At 66.6% G+C, this 19,191-nt stretch carries 16 protein-coding genes; 4 read left to right on the top strand and 12 right to left on the bottom strand.

What is annotated here, in order from left to right; translation table 11 throughout:
* Positions 1–29: 29 nt before the first annotated feature.
* Positions 30–923: a helix-turn-helix domain-containing protein gene (locus AC1DT7_RS21315; RefSeq protein WP_478038187.1), complete on the top strand. Its 894-nt coding sequence runs from the start codon at positions 30–32 to the stop codon at positions 921–923.
* A 429-nt stretch (positions 924–1,352) separates the two neighbouring features.
* Entirely contained in the window at positions 1,353–2,264 is a 912-nt protein-coding gene (locus AC1DT7_RS21310) for a LysR family transcriptional regulator (RefSeq protein ID WP_478038186.1), read from the top strand.
* 111 nt (positions 2,265–2,375) lie between these two features.
* Here the strand turns inward: AC1DT7_RS21310 and AC1DT7_RS21305 are convergent, their stop codons facing one another.
* The 3 genes from AC1DT7_RS21305 to AC1DT7_RS21295 form a co-directional block, all read right to left on the bottom strand.
* Complete coding sequence (locus AC1DT7_RS21305; protein WP_478038185.1) at positions 2,376–5,450, bottom strand: beta strand repeat-containing protein; 3,075 nt, start codon at positions 5,448–5,450, stop codon at positions 2,376–2,378.
* A 91-nt stretch (positions 5,451–5,541) separates the two neighbouring features.
* Positions 5,542–6,768: a CsgG/HfaB family protein gene (locus AC1DT7_RS21300; RefSeq protein WP_478038184.1), complete on the bottom strand. Its 1,227-nt coding sequence runs from the start codon at positions 6,766–6,768 to the stop codon at positions 5,542–5,544.
* A gap of 134 nt (positions 6,769–6,902) precedes the next feature.
* Positions 6,903–7,469 carry a hypothetical protein gene (locus tag AC1DT7_RS21295; protein ID WP_478038183.1) on the bottom strand — a complete coding sequence of 189 codons (567 nt, stop codon included), beginning with the start codon at positions 7,467–7,469 and terminating at the stop codon, positions 6,903–6,905.
* A gap of 263 nt (positions 7,470–7,732) precedes the next feature.
* Between AC1DT7_RS21295 and AC1DT7_RS21290 the strand changes: the two genes are divergently transcribed.
* Together AC1DT7_RS21290 and AC1DT7_RS21285 are read left to right on the top strand one after the other, a co-directional pair.
* Positions 7,733–7,972 (top strand): hypothetical protein, encoded by a 240-nt coding sequence (locus AC1DT7_RS21290; protein ID WP_478038182.1) that lies wholly within the window; start codon positions 7,733–7,735, stop codon positions 7,970–7,972.
* Positions 7,973–8,100: 128 nt separating this feature from the next.
* Positions 8,101–8,328, top strand: coding sequence for a hypothetical protein (locus AC1DT7_RS21285; protein ID WP_478038181.1), 228 nt, complete (start codon positions 8,101–8,103; stop codon positions 8,326–8,328).
* A gap of 187 nt (positions 8,329–8,515) precedes the next feature.
* Here the strand turns inward: AC1DT7_RS21285 and AC1DT7_RS21280 are convergent, their stop codons facing one another.
* The 9 genes from AC1DT7_RS21280 to trbE all read right to left on the bottom strand — a co-directional run bounded on the left by AC1DT7_RS21280 (position 8,516) and on the right by trbE (position 19,184).
* Positions 8,516–10,924: a membrane-bound PQQ-dependent dehydrogenase, glucose/quinate/shikimate family gene (locus AC1DT7_RS21280; protein ID WP_478038180.1), complete on the bottom strand. Its 2,409-nt coding sequence runs from the start codon at positions 10,922–10,924 to the stop codon at positions 8,516–8,518.
* 267 nt (positions 10,925–11,191) lie between these two features.
* On the bottom strand, positions 11,192–11,407 hold the full coding sequence (locus AC1DT7_RS21275; protein ID WP_478038179.1) for a DUF2274 domain-containing protein: 216 nt from the start codon (positions 11,405–11,407) through the stop codon (positions 11,192–11,194).
* Positions 11,407–12,651 carry a TraB/TrbI/VirB10 family type IV secretion system protein gene (locus AC1DT7_RS21270; RefSeq protein WP_478038178.1) on the bottom strand — a complete coding sequence of 415 codons (1,245 nt, stop codon included), beginning with the start codon at positions 12,649–12,651 and terminating at the stop codon, positions 11,407–11,409. The genes AC1DT7_RS21275 and AC1DT7_RS21270 overlap by 1 nt, the downstream gene beginning before the upstream one ends.
* Positions 12,648–13,661: a P-type conjugative transfer protein TrbG gene (trbG, locus tag AC1DT7_RS21265; protein ID WP_478038177.1), complete on the bottom strand. Its 1,014-nt coding sequence runs from the start codon at positions 13,659–13,661 to the stop codon at positions 12,648–12,650. The genes AC1DT7_RS21270 and trbG overlap by 4 nt, the downstream gene beginning before the upstream one ends.
* Complete coding sequence (gene trbF, locus AC1DT7_RS21260; RefSeq protein WP_478038176.1) at positions 13,658–14,341, bottom strand: conjugal transfer protein TrbF; 684 nt, start codon at positions 14,339–14,341, stop codon at positions 13,658–13,660. Before trbF ends, trbG begins: the two co-directional genes overlap by 4 nt.
* 4 nt (positions 14,342–14,345) lie before the next feature.
* Entirely contained in the window at positions 14,346–15,620 is a 1,275-nt protein-coding gene (gene trbL / locus AC1DT7_RS21255) for a P-type conjugative transfer protein TrbL (protein ID WP_478038175.1), read from the bottom strand.
* Position 15,621: 1 nt separating this feature from the next.
* Positions 15,622–15,993, bottom strand: a complete 372-nt coding sequence (gene trbK-alt, locus AC1DT7_RS21250) for a putative entry exclusion protein TrbK-alt (protein WP_478038174.1) — start codon at positions 15,991–15,993, stop codon at positions 15,622–15,624.
* A gap of 9 nt (positions 15,994–16,002) precedes the next feature.
* Positions 16,003–16,752 carry a P-type conjugative transfer protein TrbJ gene (gene trbJ, locus AC1DT7_RS21245; RefSeq protein WP_478038173.1) on the bottom strand — a complete coding sequence of 250 codons (750 nt, stop codon included), beginning with the start codon at positions 16,750–16,752 and terminating at the stop codon, positions 16,003–16,005.
* Complete coding sequence (trbE, locus tag AC1DT7_RS21240; protein WP_478038172.1) at positions 16,749–19,184, bottom strand: conjugal transfer protein TrbE; 2,436 nt, start codon at positions 19,182–19,184, stop codon at positions 16,749–16,751. The genes trbJ and trbE overlap by 4 nt, the downstream gene beginning before the upstream one ends.
* Positions 19,185–19,191 lie beyond the last annotated feature (7 nt).

Raw genomic sequence — 19,191 nt, 5'->3', positions numbered from 1 at the left:
TCTTGCTTTGGTGTCACGATAACACCGCGATGGATCTCTATGATCATGGTCGGCGCAAATACGGCGCGGGGGTGCTCGACACCGCCCTGGGGTGCGCCTGGTCTGGAGTGGCAGCCGAATTGCGGCATCACCCTGCCGGAGACATTCCTGCGTTCGACTTGGTGCAGACCGAAATCGGCATTGCGATCGACAGCCATCCGGATGCAGTCGTCGCGCGTTGCGGTAACGGACTTAGGCAGAGGACCGAAGTGGTTCGCGGCACCATCTGGACCTGTCCGGCGGGCGTGCGCGAGGAGGAGATCTCGCTGCTGAAATGGCACGACTGCCTGCACGTCTACCTGCCGTCGGCATGCTTCAACGATCTGTCCGATCTGCTCGGCGGCGCGGCGGTCCGCGCCGACAACATCCGTTACCTTGCCGATGTCGACGATAGTCTGATCCGCGAGATCGGGACCGCCCTTCTCGCTGAATTGCGAGCCCCCACGGCGGCGGGGCGGGTGCTGGCAGAGTCGCTCGCGTTGGCGCTAACGGCGAGGCTGGTACAATCTCATTCCGAAAACGGGATTCAACAGCTCGCCAGGCTGGAAACCCGGCACGGCCTCGATGATCGGCGTCTGGGCCGCGTGCTCGAATATATGGCTGCAAATCTGGATGCCGAGCTTGGTATCGAGGACCTCGCCGGTGTTGCTTGCCTCAGTCCGTTTCACTTCATTCGCATGTTCCGAAATCGGGTCGGTGCGACGCCCGGCAGACATCTTGCCCGAATGCGCCTCGAGCACGCCAAGGCGCTGCTCGCGTCCGGTGACGCCACGCTCTATGAAGTTGCGCTGTCCTGCTGCTTCTCCTCGCAGGCCAACTTCACTCGGGCATTTCGACGAGCCACGGGTACGACGCCTCAGAAATACAGGCGATCTTGTTCCTGAAGGCCGAGAGCAGCTCACAGGCCCTAGATAGCCGCCAAAAGTTGGCCGTTACCTTATCCGGCCACCAGCCGAAACGATGTCCGCTTTCAGGCACCGCCGTGAATGGGTGGAACGGCGGCAAGCGGGCGCGAAGCTGCCGACGAGATGAGCCTGAACGAACGGCCGCTTATGCCGTCTGAGTCCCGAAAGGCGGACGGGCCGCTTTCACCAATCTTCACTTTGATAGGTGAAGGCGCAATTCGGCACCGATCTGAACGGTGGCTTTAGTATGAACTCTCCCCGCCATACGAAGAGTGGGCGCTTTCCGGCCGAAATCCTGGTCTCCCATACCCATTTCTTGGAATGGCGGCCGCAGCAGCGTCGATCCATCTGGAGCGAACCGCGACGGCTCATCGACTAGCGAGTGGGGCTCCCGCGGCGAGGGCGCAAATGATCGAAACCAACCTCCTGCGATACGCGGTGGCGGCCGCCGACACCGGCAGCTTCAGCCGCGCCGCCGAGCAGTTCAACATCAAGCAATCCACGCTCAGCAAGCGCGTGCACTATCTCGAGCTCCGCCTCGGCCTGCCGATCTTCAGGCGCTCGACCCGCGGCGTCGTCCCGACCGACCCAGGTGAGCGGTTCCTCGCAAAGGCCAGGCGTATCGTCCAGGACATCGAGGCGCTCGGCCAGGAGTCCCGCGCGTTGGCAAAAGGCGAGACCGGCGTCCTCCGGATCGGCTTTCATTCATCGCTCGCCGGCGGCGACCTCAGCGCTGCCATCAAAGCGTACCGGACCGCGTTTCCGGACGTCGAGATCGCAGCCCGTGAATGCGGCCGCAGCGATCTCGTCAATTTCCTCGATCGCGGCGCGCTCGACGTCGGGGTCACGGCGGGCTGCCCCGGCCGCGCGGGGATTCGGTCGCTGCGCCTGTGGAGCGAGCCGCTCCTGATCGCGATGGGTAACGATCACCCGATGGTCCAACGCGAGCCGCTCTACTGGACGGACCTGAGGCACGCTGCGTTTCTCGTCACCGCCGCCGACCCTGGACCGGATATCGAGTCCCTGATCGCTGCGCGTCTCTCAGCACCAGGTTACCGGCCCGGCATCATCCTTCAGGACGTCGGCCGGGAAAACCTCTTGACGTTCGTAGCAGGCGAGAAGATCGCGGCGATCGCCGGCATTCTCGGTCGCGTTTCGGGACCTCCCGACGGCCTCGTCTACCGTGAGGTGCACGACGCCTTCGGCCCGACCTGCCTCGACCAGAGCGTCCATTGGCGGCCGGACAACGACAATCCCGCTCTGAGGCGATTCCTCGAGCTTCTCTCTCAGCGCTACGGTCGCCCGATCCCGGGGGAATGATTTCGTGGCAAAGGCGCATTGAAGGGCCGTCACGACAGGGGGGGTGCGTGACGGCCCTTCCCGCAGACCGGGCGACCCTGGGGGCTGCGGGCTACCCGGCGCGGATCCGATTCAGCGCGGCAGACCGATCATGTTCCTAGCCTGATTCCCGGTCGCGATCGCGCTGAGCTGGTTTCCTGCGACGGCGAAGCTGCTGCCGGTCATCGGCCCAGCGACCCGATAGGCCGAGCCGGTCGCCTGGGCATTCACCGTGGCGTAATTGGCCTGGTAGCTGACGAGCGATGCGCTCGGTGCGCTGCCCGGCGCAGTGGCGACCGTGGTCGTGACAGCATTGCCATAGGCGCTCGCGAGGACAGTGTTGCCGCTCTGGGAGATGCTTGAGCTTCGAACCGCATCCTGGCCGTTCAGCGGCGTCATAAACGCCGCGGTCGCAAGCACCGCTCCATAGTTTACCTGGGTGTTGAGCAGCGCCGCCGTTCCCGTCGCGGACAGGGTGGGCGGCGTCGTACCGGCGCTCGCCGGCATCGGCGAGGATCCACCCGCAAGGGTCAACTCGTTCACCACCGAATTCCCGCGGGCGAGGGCAGAAACGGTGTTGCCAGCAAAGGACATGTCCGAGCCGATCGATGCCGACCCGGCACGTGAACTCATCATCTCCGTCGTCGCCGTGGCCGAAACCGTCGCGAAGTAATTCGCCTGCTTGTTGGCAAGGCCAATGCTGGTGGCGCCGGTGCCCGTTGTGGCAGTGGCGCTGTTCAAGGCGCGGTTACCCGCGGCCTCGGCGCTGGTCACATTATCTGCCGCGCTGAGCCGCGTGCCGTCGAACGCGCCGCCCGCCGCGATGTGCGTTGTCGCGACGGCGTCGGCACTGCCCCAGGCGACCTGCTGGTTGGTGACCGCGACGTCGCCGGTCGCCCGGGGCACGGACGTCTCGTCGGTCCCGACCGTGCCGCGGCTGTCTACCTCACGGGCAAGGCCAGTGACCGACACGCCATTGTCGACATCGTTGACGACTGCCAGCGCGACATTGGCGTTGCGCGACAACGAGGCGCTGGACGACATCTGCTCGTCCGGCAGCGCGAGGAGGACGTCCGAGGAGGCGCTTATCTGAGCCTGACCGAACTGCGACGCGTACAGTGCCGTGCCCGGTGACGACCCTTCGCCGTGGGTGCTCGCCGCCGAGACGGCCATCCGGTTGACCGCGCTGTTCCCGAGCGCGTTGGCGCGCTGCTTGTTGTCGTCGACCGAGATCGACGACGCCGACAGCGGTGCCGTGCCGGTCACGCCAAAGGCACCCAAGAGGGTGCTCGATATCGTCGGAGTCATGGTCGCACCGAAGCTCGGCTGGCCGAGCTTCTGATTGCTGGCGAGGGCGAAGGTCCCCGCGGCGCCCTGGGTCGACCCGGGAAACGCACCGGATGAGCCCCCCGCGCCATCGGTCGCATCCGCGACGGTGCCGGCAGAGACTGTCAGACTGTTGGTGGCATTCTGGCCGATCGCGGTGCCGGTCATGTCATTGCCCGAGACCGACAGGTGCGAGCCCTGGATCGGCCCCGCGGCGGCGATGAGAGCTCCCCCTCGCCTGTCGGCAGCGCCGAGCGTGGCCGTGACGTTTCCTTCACCCGACTGCAGGCTGTTGATCGCGACGGTGGCCTGAACGGACGCCGCCTCGACCTTGGCCTTGTTCGCCGCGTCGTTTCCGGTCGCGCCGACCAGCTCGGTATTGCCGTCGGCACGAACCGCCGAGCCGCTGACGGACCCGTCGGTCGTCAGGGCAGCGGCGGTCCCGGTCCGAGTGGCGGTGATCGCTGCGTCCCCATAATCCTGGACATTCTGGATGCCGAAGGATGCGTTGACGCGCGCGCCGCCACTCCCGACCACGACGCTTCCCAGGCGATCGACACCGCCGCTGCCGGCCTGGGCCATGATCGTCGCGGCCGATACGGACAGCGTGTTCCCGGAGGCGACGTTTCCGGCAGCGATGGTTCGACCAACGTTGCGCGAGACCGACAGCGTCGAATCCGTGACGTCCCCGGTCACGTCGGTCGCCGCCCCGCCGGCAGTGGCAGCAGCGATCGTCGTGCCATCGGCGATGCGTTGAAGGCCGGTCACGGTCGCGACGGCGCCCGACGATGCGCCCTCCCCGCCTGGTGCCCTGCCGATCGAGGTCGCCTCCATATCGAGCGCGTTGGCGGACATATTGCCATAGCCGGCGGCGACCAGCATGTTGCCGTCCGTGGAGACGGTGCTTCCCGCGACGGACCCGTCGAGGACACTCTGGTACGCGGGCGCTCCATTTCCCGTTGCAGCCCGCACGCTGCCGCCTGCGACCTGGTCGCTGAGGATGCCAAGCGCTCCGGTCAACGCTGCACTGCCCGCATCGTCGAAGATGATGACCGAGGCATAGCCCGGTGTCGTCGGCACCTCGGTGCCGGTCGTCGCGGTGGAGAGGCTGTTGCTCATGCTGTTGCTGGTGGCGACCGCGCGCACCAGGTTGCCGCCGATGGCCAGAGCGCTGCCGGTAACCGGACCAGTCGCGAGACCGAGCCGATCATGAGCGCTGGCCAGGACGTTGCTGCCGGAGGTGGTCTGCATTGTGGCGATGCCACCGCCGTTACCGGCCGACCCGTCGACAAGCGCGATATCGGCCGACGCGTCGTTACCCGTTGCCGTCACGTCGGCGGTGTTGCCGGAAATCGCGATCGTGCTGTCCGACGCGGCGCCCGCGTCCAGACCGATGGATGCGCCCGTGCTTGTCGCGCGGGACGTCGCGCCGCCCATGTCCTGCCGGCTGGCGATCACGCTGCCGCCAGCGGCGGAGACGCCGGAAGCGCTCACCGTCAGTTTCGTGCTGCCGCTAAAAGTGCCACCGGATCCGGTGTCCGGGCCGATCTTGAGCGCGGCCTGGTTACTCGTGGCACCCGCCGTCCTGACGTTGTCGCGCGATGCAAAGGTGGTGCGGTCGATCGGGCCGGCGATGACGGTCGCGGCGCCGCCGTCACTGGCGGCCTGGGTGACGCCAACCGGCGTCGCCTGCTGGTGGGCAACGGCGCGGCCGCCGGTCGCCTGGACGGTCGCGACCTGGCCCGGTGCGGCCGTGGCGGCCAGCATGACAGCGAGGGCGGTACCGGTGCTGCCGAGCAGATGGCGGCGGGAGCGAGACAATGTGTTGAGCGTCAGGGTCATCAGAATTCTCCGGTTGAAAAAGGGCAGGGGCAATTGGGGGACTGGGTGACGAGGCGCCTCCATCACTGCGGCATCGGCTGCCGCGACCAGGTCAGCCGATACTAAGCCGGGCGATGCGCTGGAGGCCTGCGCCGTCGCGCCGGACGGTCCCGTCCGCGCGATCGGGACGCCAGAGCGAGCCGATCGACTGCGCGGAGACGCCACGGGACAGAAGGGCGGCGACCAGGGCGGCGATGCGGCGGTCGGTGAGCGCATCGCGCTTCAGCGGGTCCGGCGATTCGCTGTCCGGCGCGAGCAATATGATCTCCACCGGGCCTGTGCCTGCGGCCGCGGCGATCCTGTCGATCGCCGCGATCACCGCGCCGGGCAGATCCGCGCTGTCCGGGTCGAACGCCAGCCGGAACGCCCCACCGGGCAATGGGGTCGCGGCGCCTGGCCCGGCCGTCGTCGCGCCGGACCGGGCCAGGGTAGCGCCGGCCGGCACGACGGACGTCGCCGCCGTGCCGATCACAGGCGAACGAGCCCGCGGACCCGTCTCGCCGGGCAGGGCGAACGCCCGCCCTTGGCCCTTCCCGGCGATGCAGGACTCCGGATCGGTCTTTGCGACCGCGGCCACGAGTCGCATCGTGCCTTCCTCGAGAGCGGTGCGGATCCCGAGCTGAAGCGGCTCCTGCCCCTTGGCGCCGACATTGATGTCGAACAGGCTCGATCCGAAAAAGCGGAACAGGTTGAAGCCAACCTCATAGCCGGTGAACTGCTTGGTCAGACTGACCGTCCGAACGACGAGCAGGGAGCGGGTGTCGACGATGCGAAGGTCGATCGCGACCGACTGGGTGAAGGTCCGGACCTTTGGTCCGACCTGCCCGACCTCGCTGTCGATCCCCCCGGAGCGGATGTCATAGTTGAGTTCGGTGATACCGCCGACGATGTAATAGTCGGACGCGGCGATGCTTCCGCCAAAATAGGGAAGCCATGGCACCTTGCTCGTTCCGCTGGCGGCGGCGACCTGATGGGCCTCGCCGTCGCCGAGCTGCCGACGATCGGTATAGCCAAGCTCCCGCTCGCCGATGGTCGGATCGAACCGTTCGGCCAGGCTGACGGCACCGCCCAGCTTCCCGAGCGCGGAATAGACCATGAGTGCACCGCCCTGGGTGATCGCATTGCCCTCGTTGACGGAGTATTTGCCGGTAAAGTCGCGGACGTCGCCGACCCCGACGACAAGGGTCCGGCCGCCATGGGCGGCGATGGCAGACCCGAAACAGGCAAGAGCCGGATCCAGCGGTGTCACATTGTCGCGCACCGCGGGGCCGATTAGCATTGGCACCTCGCCGGGCGCGAGCCGTTGCTGGTGAAGGCCGAGACATCCGGACAAGGCCAGGGCGAGAAGCGAGACTCCCGCCCGCCGCGTCCCCGTTACGGCCGTTCCAACCGTGCCATCGTCAGAGGAAGCCATCAGTTCAGCGCCGCGAAGGAGCAGGCTTTGCTGCCCCGCACGTTGGCCGACTGTTCGCCGCTGTTCGTTTGGGACGCGTTCAAGGCCTGCGAGGCGCTGCCGCGGACATCCGTATGCGTCGATCCGGTAACGCCCGACTGGACAGCCCCGCTATTGGCCTGGTGCCCGTCGACGGTCGTGCCGGTTCCGCCATCGCCAGCGGTCGTGCTGCTCTCATTGCCCGTCGCGGCCGACGTCGCGCCGGTCACCGTGGGCGAATTGGCGATCGCCGACTGGCCGCTGCTGTTCCCGGTCGCGCTGGCGGCGATCGAGCAATTATACTGGCGCGCGATATTGGTGTTGTAGATTGGCGCCGCGTAATAGCCGCCACGCCGTCTTTCGATCATGTCGAGCACGGCCGCCTGGTTCGCACGATCGGCGGTTGTCTTGAACTGCCACGCCAGGCTCTCACCGTAATTGTTGGCAAAGACGGGTGCCGCTTGCGTCACGAACACGGCGACTGTGCCGAGCGAAACAAGCGCGCGCAAGCGCATGCGCCGCAGATTCCATGGAAGGCTGGCGATCATGGGTCACTCCCCTTTTTGCCGGCGGAGCCTGATGCGGGCCGGCGTCGGGGGTGAGTAAAAGAGGCGCCCGAGGTGGCTGCGCAACAAGCTTCGACCGCGATCGCAGTGCGGCGTTGAAAGACAGGGAAACGGCGGCTTCGCCTGCGCCGCCAGGACCGGGGCTCGCGCCGGAAGGAGCGCGGTTCGGCGCACAGCCCCTTCTCTACGGCTGCGCATCGTTCTACTAATGTTCTGGAAGTCGAATCAGCGAAACGAGGATGCTCATGCCCAGTGCACTTGACGATCGATACCAGCAGACGACGCAGCCCTTCGGGCGATGGCTCCTGGCGCAGGTTCAGGAGGAAGGCGCGACCGGCGATCTCGCCCGGGCGGCGAAAGCGGATTCACGCTTTCCGAAAGACGGCGATTTCGAGGCGATCTTCCGCCGCCTGAACGAGCTGCAGGTGGAGGGCGACATGCATGTCGCGCTGGAAGATGCCGAAGCCGCTTGGCTGAAGGTTTAGGGGGCGCCATCCTCATGACATGATCAGGTCGTGCCGGCCGGGTGGCTCAGCTTGAGCCATGCGGGTTTGACGCAGCGACCAATCGCATTCCCGCACCAAAAGCCGGCCGACCCCCGTAGATTCATGCGTTGACGCTGGACGAGACCAGCGTCGAGTCGTCGCCGCAGACAACGTTTTCGGTTGCGAGAGCACTCGACATCAAGGCCCGCCCGGCCCGGGAGATCGCCGCCGAAGTCGGCGCTGGGGTGAACGGCTGGCGCCAGGCAACAGAATGCAACGGACTCACACCGCCGCAGATCGATCGAATGGAGAGCGCGTTCGAGCATATCGATATTGCCAAGGCGGTTGCCGCCTGAAGGTCAGGCACCCGTGTGATATTTGGCGTTCGCCGGCGCGACGGTGTCAACCGGCCGCAGCCCCTACGGCGATAGTATGGGGGCGCCCACTAACCGAGCCTATCAGGTCTCAAGCGCGTTCTTCGCGCCCGCGCGATGATCGCTCCCTGCCGCGGCAAGGTCGTCGGCCCGCAACTTTACACGCGGTTCATCCGTGCTCCGGCAGAGCCCAGGCGATGACTTGATCACCGATCGGCGTCTTCATGAAATGGTGCCCTCCGGTCATCAGCACCACATATTCGCGGCCATTCTGTTCATAGACGATGGGCGTCGCCTGCCCGCCCGCCGGCAGTGCGGTCTGCCACAGGATCTTGCCAGTCTTGAGGTCGATTGCCTTGAACAAATCGTCGGTCGAGGCCGCAATGAAGATCAGCCCACCCGCCGTCACCACCGATCCGCCATTGTTGGGCGTCCCGATCGTGAAGGGCAGGTTGCTCGGGATGCCGAACGGCCCGTTGCGGCGTGCCGAGCCGAACGCACGGTCCCAGATCGTCTTGCCGGTAGCCAGGTCGATCGCGCGGATGCCACCATAAGGCGGCTGCTTGCACAGCATGCCGGTGACCGGCATCTGCCAGCCGGCGTTGACGTCGACCGCATAGGGCGTCTGCGCCTGCGGATCGCCAGCGCCTTCAACGCCAGCATCGACCTTGACCGCCTTGCCCTCCGCTTTCATCTGCGCCTTTTGCTCGCGCGTGAACCAGCCCTTCCTGTCGGCCGTCGCGCGCGGCACCAGCCGGACATAATTGGGCATGTCGTTGTAATTGGCGACGATCACACCGCGTACCGGGTCCACCGCCACGCTGCCCCAATCGGTGCCGCCATTGTAGCCGGGATATTGGATCGAATGGCGATTCACCTCGGGCGGGGTGAAGAACCCCTTGTAGCTCGCGCGCTTGAAGTTGATGCGGCAGATCATCTGGTCGATCGGCGACATGCCCCACATGTCATGCTCGGTCAGCGGGGGCTTGCGCACGGTTTGCCACAGCGAGACGATCTGGGTGGGCGCGCGCTGTTCGGGCTCGACCCCGATGGTCGGGGCGGCGATCGTGCCGATCGGCGTGAGCGGCTTGCCCGTCGCGCGGTCGAGCACATACATGTCGCCTTGCTTCGACGAGACCAGCAACGCAGGCGTGCCCTTATAGTCGATCAGCGTCGGCTGGCTGCCGAAGTCATAATCCCACACGTCCTTCTTCACCGCCTGGAAGGTCCAGCGCGGCTTTCCGGTCGTGACATCCAGCGCGACGATCGAGGTGGCGAACTGGTTCTCCACCGGAGACCGCATCGTGCTCCAGTAATCTACCGTCGAATTGCCCATCGGGAGATAGACGAGCCCGAGCTTCTCGTCGCCACTCGCCATCGTCCACATGTTCGGCGTGCCACGCGCCCATTCCTGGCCGGCGGGCGGGTAAGCGGTCCACTCAGGATGCTTCATGTCCCAAGCGAAGCGCAGCTTGCCGGTGACCGCGTCGAAGCCCTGGATCACGCCCGAAGGCTCCCAGCGCTTTTGCCCGTCGAGCGTCTGATGCCCGGTGACGGCAATGCCGCGGATGATGACCGGGGGCGAGTTGATTGAGACGAGGCCAGGGAACACCTGGCCCATGCCGACCTTTGCATCGACCTGGCCATTGTTGCCGAAGTCCGGGCATGGGTGACCGTCGCGCACATCGACCGCGATCAACCGCGCGTCCAGAGTGCCCTCGATAACGCGCTCGGCGCAGGGCGCATCGGCCGTGGCCCCGGGCATCTTGTAATAGCTCACCCCGCGACACGCGGCCGTGTAGGGGATCCATTTGTCGGGGACCTTGGGATCGTAGCGCCAACGCTCGACGCCGGTGGCGGCATCAAGCGAGATCAGGATGTTCTTCGCTGAACAGAGGTAGAGAGAATCGCCAATCTTGAGCGGCGTGGTTTCAGCGCCATATTGCTGGGCGGCGGCCGCGTCGCTCGGCAAGTCACGGGTATGCGCCAGCCAGACTTGCTTCAGCTTGGCGACATTGCCGGTGTTGATCTGGGCCAGCGGCGAATAGCGCCGGGCCGCGCCGGTGCCGCCATAAGCGGGCCAGTCGGCGCCCGTGGCCATGCCCGAGGGATCGGCCATCCCCTGCGAACTTTGCGGCGGCAACGCCGCCACCGCGACATCGTGCATCCCCAGCGCGGTGAACAGCGCAGCAGTGGCAACCAGCACCGCCAGCACGCTGCCGCCCGCCAGCTTCCAGCGGTTCGCCGCGCCCGTCAGCGTTGGCATTACCAGCAGTGTCGCGATCAGCAGCACGATCGGCGCGAAGACTCGCGGCACAAGCGCCCAGGCGAGGTTGCTGGTCGAATCCGCGAATGCCCACACGACCGTCGCCGCGACGACAGCGATATAGACATAGGCACCCGCCATCCTGCCCCGCACGAGCAACAGGCCCGCCACGAACATCGCGATGCCGGCGATGAGATAATAGAGCGACCCGCCCAGCACCGCGAGCCACACCCCGCCGACGATGAGCACCACAGAAATCGCCACGATGATCGTGCCGAGGACGATCGCCGACCAGCTCCGCTTGTGCTGCATGGCACTTCTCCGCGATGATGCCTGTCTGCCATCGTCGGCGCACGATCGGCGCACGGCGTGCATCCAAAGCTCGCCTGGGCAACCGGCGAGCGGAGCATTGCGTTCCACCACCTCTCGAAAATATCGGGTCGCGCGTCACGTCGACATCGGCGATTCACGCGCCACGCGGGCGATCATCAACGCACCATACCGATGTGTCGCCAGCGCGCGACTGGCGGTCGCACAACCCTCGATCGCCGGACCGAAGGCAACGCGCCCGCACCATCACTATTTGTCCCGTGTTTTCGCGAACGCACGATCAGTGGCCATGAACCGCGTAAGCATGGGGGCGATGAGCCGTTCGGGCGTCACCGGTGCTTGCCCGGTCTGGGCGCCGAGAGCGGCGGCATAGCGGACCAGATCACGGTGGACCGGCCCCGGAAGCTCGAGGGTGATCCGCACCGGCCTGTCTTCGACCAGCGGTCCGAGCTTCAGCGCAGCCATCAGCGTCCTCCCGGCGTGATCGGCGCCAACACAAGGTCCCGCGTGACGACGACACGCAGCGGATAGCCTGGCCGGATGGTGAGTGTAGGCTGGACATTCAACTGCCGCCTGACGATCTGCTGACCGGCCTGGTTGATTGTGTCCGACGCCCCCTCCCGGATCGCACGCGCCAGGTCGTCATTACCGCTCGACCCGGCCTCGGCGCCAATGCCCAGCGCGGTCGACAGGAGTGCCGCTTTCGCGATCCCGCCCCAATGATCGTTGGTCCCGTCCTGCAGGCCGGCAAATCCTGACGCGTCGGCGCCGGGCAGGCGATCGAGGGCGAGCGAGCGTCCATCCGGCAGGATCAGCCGGTCCCAGGCAAGCAGCACCCGGTTCTGCCCGAACGAGATTTGGGAATCATATTCACCGACGAGCTTCGCCCCTTGCGGGATCAGCAGGATCCTGCCGGTCGGGCTATCATAGACATTATCGGTGACCTGGGCCGTGATCTGCCCTGGAAGGTCGGAGCGAATGCCGGTGATCAGGGCCGCGGCAATGATGCTTCCGGCCTGAAGCACATAGGGCGATGCGGGCGCCTCGAGGCGAGCCTCGCTCGTCGTCGGGCGCGCCTGGCCCGGCTTCAGGAACGCCCGCTTGGGCTCCTGCCCATTCCGGTTGCCATCCTCGGCGGCCGAGGCAATCGCTGACGTGCCGCCGACAGGGGGCCTGTTCCCCGCCAGCGCGCCGAACGACTCGGGCGGCTGCCCTGTACCGGCCGCCGTCGTCATGGCCGCGGTGCCCAGGAACAATTTGCTGGTCCGCGCGGCCTCCCGTTCCTGCTGACGGCGCTGGCGGGCCGCCAGTGCCGCATTGGCCGCCGGGCTGGCCGCAGCAGCGGGCGGCAGACCGCCAGCACCCGGGCCGATCGGCGGCGCCGGCACATCGGCACCGCGCTGCTGGGCCGCAACGATCGGACGGCCAAGGTCGCCGGGAAGCGGCGGGCCCAACTTGGGGACCTGGCCATAGTCCTTCGGTGCGCTCGCGACGGTGTCGGCGGTCGCACGGCTGTCCGTGTTGTAGAGTTCGGCGGGTGCCTGCCGGTGCGCCGGCTGCAGCGCGTAGAGCAGCGACCCGCCGATCCCGGCGCTGGCAAACAGGCCCAGCACCACCAGCGCCTTGCGCGACAGCCGCATCACGCGGGGCGGATCTCCGCGCAGGCGAAGATCAGGAACGGCCACCGCCGCCTCCCCCGCCTCGCTCATCGCCGTCCCTTTCCGGCATGGTGGCCTTCGCTCCGGACGATGCGCACCCGGGTCTCGCTCTTCTTCGTCCCGAGACGCAGTTCGGCCGCGACGAACAGCCGATCGACGATCATGTAGCGGTCGCGCACCCGATAATTGACGAGTTCGCCCTGGCCGGACTGCCCGACCACGAACAGGGGCGGCATTTCGCCCTGGGCGATTCCGGCCGGGAACTCGATGAATACCTGTCGTCCGTCGTCGAACGCGCGCAGCGGCCGCCACGGCGTGGCGTCCCCCTCGATCGCATAGCGAAAATTGAGCGATGCGAGATCGACCCCCGCCGCGACCGGCGTCGCGGTGGCCGCAGCAGCATTCTCGCCGCGTAGCGCGATCAGCCGATCCTGCGGATAACTCCAGGATACCGAGGCCATATAGGTTGCAGGCGTTGCCCGCAGTTCGAGATGATAGGTACGCCTGTCGGTGTTGATCACCAGATTGGTGACCAGATCGGCGCGGGTCGGCTTGACCAGGATATGGACGCGTTGCGCCGGACCGCTGCCGCTCACCGTATCGCCGATGATCCACCGCGCGGTGTCGCCTGCCGCCACCGGGCCGGCCCCCACCAGCTGCTCGCCTTCCTGCAGCGCGATGTCGGTCACCTGGCCCGGTGCAGCATAGAGCTGGTAGAGCGCGCCGTCGCTCCATGGATATTGCTGGATCGCGTTCAGGAACCCGTCGCGCGCCGGCTGGATCCGCGCCGCCTCATTGGCCGCACCGACGCGCGATTTCGGGTCGGTCCGGTCGGATCGGGCCGTAGCGCCGGTTATGGGCTTCAACTGACCCGGAAGCGGCAACGGCATCGGGACCGCGACGACCTCAACCGGCGCGGCCGGCGGCGATACCCGCACCGCCGGTAGCGCCTCGTCATAGCGGAGGGCGGGCGGCGGTGCCGACGCGGTGGCGCATCCTGCGAGCGACGCGGAAAACAACAAGGCCGGCATGGCAGATTTACGGAAATGCGGCGCGGTCATTGGCCCAGCTCCTTCGACCAGTTGATAGCGTTGACGAAGACGCCGAGCGGGTTCTTTCGCAGGGCGTCCGGCGTGCGGGGCGGCTGCACGACCACGGTGAGGATGGCGGACCAGCGCTCTGTGCCGGCCAGGCTGCCGTCCTGATAATGACGTTCGGTCCAGGCGACGCGGAAGCTGTCGGCCGAAGCGCGAATCACGCTCGAGACATCGACCGCGACCTGCACCTTGCCGATATTGGCGAACGGATCGTTGGTCCGCGCATAATCATTGAGCGCGACCGCGCCCTTGTCGGTGGTGAAGTCATAGGCCCTGAGCCAGTTCTCCCGGACCACGATCGGATCCGCGGCGATTCCCCGCACCTCCTCGATGAACCGTGCGAGATGGAACGCGACCTGGGGGTCGGTCGGCCGGTAGGCGGCGGTTGCCGGCGACACGGCCTGCGCCGCGCCAAGCTTGTCGACTTCGACGACCCAGGGAACGATCGTCCCGCGCGCACCCTGCCAGATCAGGCCGCCTGCGAGACCGCCCGACAGCGCCAGCATTCCGAAAAAGGCTAGCCGCCAGTTCCTGGCCTGCACGCGCGCAGAGCCGATCCGGTCGTCCCAGGCCTGGGCGGCGCGCTGATAGGGCGTCTCCGGCTCGGACGTTTTGCCGTACCGGATAGTGGGCCGTCGAAACATGGAATCAGTCCTTCTCGCTGACATCGACCGAAGAGCCGGCGCCCCCGCCATCGCCGGAGCGAAGGGTATGGGCAGCAACGGCCGCGCCGTGGGTCATGGCCTCGCGGCGCTTCATCGCGGCAGCCCAGGCAGGTTGACCATCCTTCCCGGAATTGCCGTTATTGGCGGGTGAGCCGGCGCCGGTCTGCGAGCCTGGCTTCATCGCCGCGGCAGCACGACGCAGGGGCGACATGGCCGCGCCGGCCGCGGCCTTGCCGACCCCGCCGAGACCACCGGCGACACCGGCCGCGCCCGTCTTGCCGGCGGCACCGAGGCTGTAGGCGCTGGCGGCGCCGCTCGCGGCGCGCGCGCCTGCGGCGGCAAGGCCGCCCACAGCACCGCCGGCTGCGCTAGCGACCATCCCGGCAGCCGCCGCACCGCCCGCGACAATACCGCCGGCCGCCAAAGCCGTACCGGCCGCGGCGCCCGCGCCAAGCTGGGGCCCGCCGGAGACGATGCCGTTGGCGATGCCAGGCCCGAAGATGCCGAGCCCTAGCAGGGTCAGCGACGCCAGCACGATGGTCATGGCATCCTCGATCGTCGGCTGCGCGGTGCCGATCGCCGAGGTGAACTGGCTGAACAGGGTCGAGCCGATGCCGATGATGACCGCCAGTACCAGCACCTTGATGCCGGACGAGACGACGTTGCCGAGCACGCGCTCGGCCATGAACGCGGTCTTGCCGAACAGGCCGAACGGAATCAGCACGAACCCGCAGAGCGTCGCGAGCTTGAACTCGATCAGCGTGATGAACAGCTGGATCGCCAGCACGAAGAACGCGAGCAGCACGACCACCCAGGCAAACAGCAGCACGACGATCTGGATGAAGTTCTCGAAGAAGCTGACATAGCCCATCAGCCCGGAGATCGATTCGAGGATGGGCCTGCCGGCATCGAGCCCGACCTGCGCAACGCGACCGGGCTGAAGCAGCTCGGCCGCGGTGAAGCTGGTACCGCTTGCCTTCAGCCCCAGTCCGGCAAAGCTGTTGAAGACGATCTTCGCCAGCGCGTTCCAATTGCCGATGATGTAAGCGAAAATACCCACGAACAGCGTCTTCTTGATCAGCCGGGCAACGATGTCGTCACCCTCGCCCATCGTCCAGAACAGGGCCGCCAGCGTCACGTCGATCACGATCAGCGTCGTCGCAATGAACGCGACCTCGCCGTGCAACAGTCCGAATCCGGAATCGATATAACTTGTGAAGACCTCGAGGAAGCGGTCGATGACGCCGGTCCCGCCCATCTCAACGCTCCTCGCCGGCTGCGACATCGAACCTGTTCACGGATCGCGCGCTCGAGCCCGTTCCTGGATCGGCTTCGCCGGTCGCCGCATTCATCGTCGGAAGGGCTTGCTCGGGACGCGCACCGGGCGCGAGGAAGCGCCGCCGGTTTTCAGCCCAGGCGCGAAGACATTCATGGTCATCCGCGCCAGCCGCGCCGAGCGACTGGCACCGCTCCAGTTCTGCCCGGAGCGGATCCGCTTTTGCGGACATCGACGCAACGGTCAGATCCTGTTCGACCCGTCCCGGCGACATCCGGACCTGCATCGCGCTCGCGGTGATGGCGACGGCGACGAACGCGACGGCACCGATGCGAACGACTGTCTTGGTCTGCATGACGGTGCCTCAGTTGTGGAACATCGAGACCGAGCCCGGCTGATAGCCGGTGCCGGGCGTGAGAAAGCGGCGAAGCTGTTCGCGCGCCTGGTCCTGCGCCGCGGCCCGCTGCGCAGCGTCGAGCGCCTGGGCGCGGCCCTGGGCCGCCATCAACGCTGTCAGGTCCGAAAGCTGCTGGGACTGGAGCGCGAGCAGCTGGTTGCCGGCCTGGGCCGCCTGCAGCGCGCCCGACGCGGACTGGCTCGACGCCACCAACGAATTCATGGTCGTGCGGGCGCCATCGATATTGCCGACCACCCCGGCCTGGACCTTGAGCGCATCCTCAAACGCGCCGACCGAAGTCTGCCAGCGATCCTTGGCGCCATCGACCAGTGCCTGGTCCGAGGACGACATGCTGGCGCCCTGATATTTGGTGCTGAACGCCTGGTCGATCGACTGCACGTCATAGGCGATACGCTGGGCGCTGCTCAGCAGTTGCTGAGTGCGCTGCACCTGCGCCTGAAGCTGCGCCACTGTCGAGAAGGGCATTGAGGCGAGGTTCTTCGCCTCGTTGATCAGCGAAGTCGCCTGGTTCTGAATCATCTCGATCTGGTGGTTGATCTGTTCGAGCGACCGCGCCGCGGTCAGCACGTTCTGGGCGTAGTTGGTAGGGTCATAGACGATGCCGCCGAACTGCGCGTCTGCGGGAACGCTGGTGACGACGAGCGCGAACGCGGCGACGCCGGACATGACGACCCGTCGAACGAAGAACTTCTTCATGATGACACCTCCGTGATCATGGTGGGCAAGAGATCGGCGGCCCAATCGACGCCGCGCACGCGGAGCCAGTCTGCCGCAAAATCATCGGTGCCGTTGGCATCGATCAGTTGGGCGAGACGGAGCTGGTCGGCCTTGGAAGATGCAGCGACATAGGCGAGGGCAATGTCGCCAAGGCCGAGCTCGAACAGGCGGTTGCCGCGCCGCGACTGGCAATAATAATCGCGCTTCGGTGTCGCCCGGGCGAGGATCTCGATCTGGCGATCGTTCAGCCCGAAGCGCCGGTAGATCGCCATGATCTGCGGCTCGACCGCGCGTTCGTTCGGCAGAAAGATGCGGGTCGGGCAGCTCTCGACGATCGCCGGCGCGATGGTCGAGGTCTCGATATCGGCGAGGCTCTGGGTCGCGAACACGACGCTCGCATTCTTCTTGCGCAACGTCTTCAGCCATTCCCGCAGCTGCTGGGCGAAGGCAGGACTGTCGAGCACCAGCCAGCCTTCATCGATGATGATCAGCGTCGGCGAGCCGTCGAGCCGGCCCTCGATCCGGTGGAACAGATAGGACAGGACCGCGGCGGCCGCCCCCGTACCGACAAGGCCCTCGGTTTCGAACGCCTGGACCTTGCCGTCGCCGATCCGCTCGGACTCAGCGTCGAGCAGCCGGCCATAAGGTCCGCCGACACAATAGGGTGCGAGCGCCTGCTTCAAATTCTGTGCCTGGAGGAGGACGACGAGGCCGGTCAGCGTGCGCTCGGCAACCGGCGCGGAAGCCAATGATCCAAGGGCGGACCAGAGATGCTCCTTGGCCTGGGGATCTACGCCCAAGCCTTCGGCCGTGAGCATCGCCGCCAACCACTCCGCGGTCCAGTTCCGCTCGGCGGGATCATCGATTCTCGCGAGCGGCTGAAGAAGCACGCCGCCCGGCGAGTCGTTATAAAGGCTGTGGCCGAGATTCTGCCAGTCGCCGCCCATCGCGAGCGCGGCGGCGGTGATCGAGCCGCCAAAGTCGAAGGCGAACACCTGCGCGCCTTCGTACCGGCGAAACTGCATCGCCATCAGCCCCAGAAGCACCGATTTGCCGGCGCCGGTCGGGCCAACGATCAAGGTGTGGCCGACGTCGCCGACATGCAGCGAGAACCGGAACGGCGTCGATCCTTCCGTGCGCGCATAGAATAGAGGTGGCGCATCGAAATGCTCGTCGCGCTCCGGCCCCGCCCAGACCGCCGAGAGCGGGATCATATGGGCGAGATTGAGGGTCGAGACCGGCGACTGGCGAACATTGGCATAGACATGACCCGGCAGGCTGCCGAGCCACGCCTCGATCGCGTTCATACCTTCCGCGATCACGGTGAAATCGCGACCCTGAATCACCTTTTCGACCAGCCGCAGCTTTTCCGCCGCGATCGCCGGGTCCTCGTCCCGCACGGTGACCGTGGCGGTCACATAGGCCTGGCCGATCATGTCAGACCCCAGCTCCTGCAGCGCCATGTCGGCGTCGGCGGCCTTGTTCGACGCGTCGCTGTCGAGCAGCGTTGACGCCTCGTTGGTCATCACCTCCTTGAGGATCGCGGCGACCGACTTGCGCTTCGCAAACCATTGCCGCCTGATCCTGGTGAGAATCCGGGTGGCGTCGGTCTTGTCGAGCATCACCGCGCGCGTCGACCAGCGATAGGGAAAGGCGAGCCGATTCAGGTCGTCGAGCAGGCCCGGAAAGGTAACGGTCGGAAAGCCGGTGATCGTGAGGGTACGAAGATGATGGCGTCCGAGACGCGGCTCAAGCCCACCGGTCAGCGGTTCGTCGGCCAGCAAGGCATCGAGATGCATCGGCGTTTCGGGGACGCGAACCCGCTGGACCTTGGTCGAGATCGTGCTGTGCAGATAGGTCAGCGTCTCGCCGTCATCGAGCCAGGCGACCTCGGGCACGAACCCTTCGACCAGCTGCAACACGCGGCCGCTCCGGTCGATGAAGCTCGCCAGCACCTCCCTTGGATCGACGGCGGATTGCGCCCGGCCTTCGAACAGCCAGCCTTCGGCGCGTGCGGCATCCTCCGCCGGCGGCATCCAGAGCAGGGTCAGGAAATAGCTGCTTTCGAAATGCGCGCCCTCCTCGGCGAACTGCTCGGCCCGCTCGCGATCGACCAAGGCCGAGGCGGGATCGGGAAACCGGCTCTGCGGATAATGCTGCGCAGGCTGACGCTGCGCCTCCACGAAGATCGCCCAGCCGGACCCCAGGCGCCGCAGGGCGTTGTTGAGGCGCCCGGCGGTCGCGACCAGCTCCGACGGCGTTGCCGAATCCAGGTCCGGCCCGCGAAAGCGCGCGGTACGCTGGAAGCTGCCATCCTTGTTGAGGACCACGCCTTCCGCGACCAGGGCGGCCCAGGGCAGGAAGTCGGCGAGGCTTACCGAACTGTTGCGATATTCACGGAGCGACATCATCGGCCGG

Source organism: Sphingomonas sp. P3_C6 (assembly GCF_056402595.1).
Note: the sequence above shows the minus strand (reverse complement) of the source record. Positions and strands in the feature narration are given on the sequence as shown.